The 2,130-nt window shown below is 70.5% G+C and carries 2 protein-coding genes; one reads left to right on the plus strand and one right to left on the minus strand.

Annotated features, from left to right (window positions below):
* Window positions 1-295 precede the first annotated feature (295 nt).
* On the minus strand, window positions 296-907 hold the full coding sequence (locus ACYVE9_RS24140; RefSeq protein ID WP_461030007.1) for a TetR family transcriptional regulator: 612 nt from the start codon (window positions 905-907) through the stop codon (window positions 296-298).
* A gap of 408 nt (window positions 908-1,315) precedes the next feature.
* Between ACYVE9_RS24140 and ACYVE9_RS24145 the strand changes: the two genes are divergently transcribed.
* Window positions 1,316-1,993 carry a response regulator transcription factor gene (locus ACYVE9_RS24145; protein WP_461030008.1) on the plus strand — a complete coding sequence of 226 codons (678 nt, stop codon included), beginning with the start codon at window positions 1,316-1,318 and terminating at the stop codon, window positions 1,991-1,993.
* Window positions 1,994-2,130 lie beyond the last annotated feature (137 nt).

Raw genomic sequence — 2,130 nt, forward strand, 5'->3', positions numbered from 1 at the left:
CGCTGGCCGGCCGGTACGCCGACGCGGTTGCCGACGCCCTGGCCGAGCGGGCCGGTCGGCAGCAGGAGGGCGCCAAGGCGGAGGTGCACGACACGGTCGAGCGGCTGCTCGGGCGTCCGGCGACGAACTACGCGCGCTGGGCCGGCGCACACGCCGCGCGCTTCCGCGCCTGACCGACGGTCCTCGCGACCGACGGTCCGGACGAGCCGGAGTGAGCAGGGGGAGAGTGGGGCGGACTGGTATTAAACCGCGCGGTCGGTTTAACAAATGCCTGGTCGTGGCACACGCTCACTCGTCACGGAGGCGTGAAAGGTCGGTCGGCACCTCGGCCCGGGGCCGGTTCCCGGGACGCGGGCTCCCGGTCGGTGAGGCGGGTCAGCAGGTCCCAGAGTCCGCGCATCACGTCCTCCGACCACCAGCTCCGGTCCTCCCGGCCGAGCGCCTCCAGTCCGACGGTGGTGGCGGCCAGCAGGCGGGCCAGGTCGGCCCCGCCCTCCCCGGCGTCCAGTCGGTGCCGCAGGAAGTGCAGCCACTCCTGGCGCAGGGTGGGCGCCTGCCGCTTGTCCCCGAGGCTGTCTTCCGCCTCCAGGCGCAGGCCGGCCCGCAGGACGGTGTCCCGGCGCAGCTCCGCGATCACGGCGGAGACGAACGACGCGGCGGTGCTGAGGCCGGGTGCGGGGTCGGCGAGCAGCGGCCGGGCGAGGGCGTGCACCCGGTCGCGGGCCTCCGTCCACACCGCCGCGGCGAGGTCCACCTTGGAGTCGAAGTGGAAGTAGAGAGCACCCTTGCTGACGCCGGCGGCCTCGCTGATCTCCAGCAGTCCGGTGTCCCGCGCGCCGTGCTCGTCGAAGAGTGCGGCTGCGGCGACGATGAGTGCGTGGCGGGTCTGCTCGGCTCGTGGCTGCATGGGGCGGAACCTGTCCTCTTCTCGGTTCGACAGGGGGTGCGGGCACCCACCGTCCGGTGGTGGTCACCTTCAGTCATTCTGACCTCGTCCGAGCAAGGAAAACAGACCTTCCAGTCTGATATTTCCGGCCATTGATGGGGTCTGGTGAAGCGTTCGGCATGGCGTAGCTTCTGATCAGTGGCTGCGGGTGTGGCGCCTGACCTGCGCCGTCGTGGTTCCCCAGGGTAAGGGGGCGGGGCTGGTCCGCTGTCACTCCCGGCAGGGTTTGACAGACACTTGAAAAACAGCCCGGACGGTTTGTTATGCTAGGGGTGAGCCACGGGGGAATGCGCCCACCGCGTGCGACCCCCTCGGATTTCGGATACCTGAGCCGCCCCGAAGGGGTCGGCCGGCGAACTGGGGACAGTCATGCATGTACTTGTTGTGGAAGACGAGTCGGATGTCGCCGACTCACTCATCCGCGGACTGCGCCGTCACGGACACGAGACGGTCGGCGTGGCAACCGGCGGCCAGGCACTGGAGGCGTACCGCGAAGCCGACCTGGTGCTGCTCGACCTGGAGCTGCCCGACATCGACGGCCTGGAGGTGTGCCGCCTCATCCGTCGGGCCTGTGACACACCGATCATCGCCTTCACCGACCGCAGTACGGAACTGGACCGGGTGCTGGGCCTTCAGGCCGGGTCCGACGACTGCCTGGGCAAGCCGTACGGCTTCCGGGAGCTCATGGCCCGGATCGACGCCGTCATGCGGCGGGCACGCCCGCCGCGGAAGCCCGAGGAACAGGCCATCTCGCACGGCCCCTTGGAGATCGACGCGGCCACCCGGGAAGTACGCCTGGACGGGCGGCTCGTCGAGGTCACCCGGAAGGAGTTCGACCTGCTGCACCACCTGGCGTCCCATCCCGGGGTCGTCGTGCCGCGCAAGCAGCTCATGGCGGAGATCTGGGACGACCCGGTCAGCGCCACGCTGGGCACCCAGGCCAGCCGCACGATCGACACCCATGTCAGCACGCTGCGCAACAAGCTGGGGTCCAGCAGCTGGATCCTGACCGTACGCGGAGTCGGCTTCCGCTTCGGGCACGGGTGAGGCGGCCGTGTCGACGGGGTGAGGACGACGAGCAGGCAGTGAGGGCGGTGCCGGACCGGGCACCGCCCTCACTGCTTTCCGCGTCCGGCCGTCTTCCGGGCCCGGCGAGCAGCCGGACCCGGAAACCAACCGGGCCC

This window comes from Streptomyces sparsus (assembly GCF_054776295.1).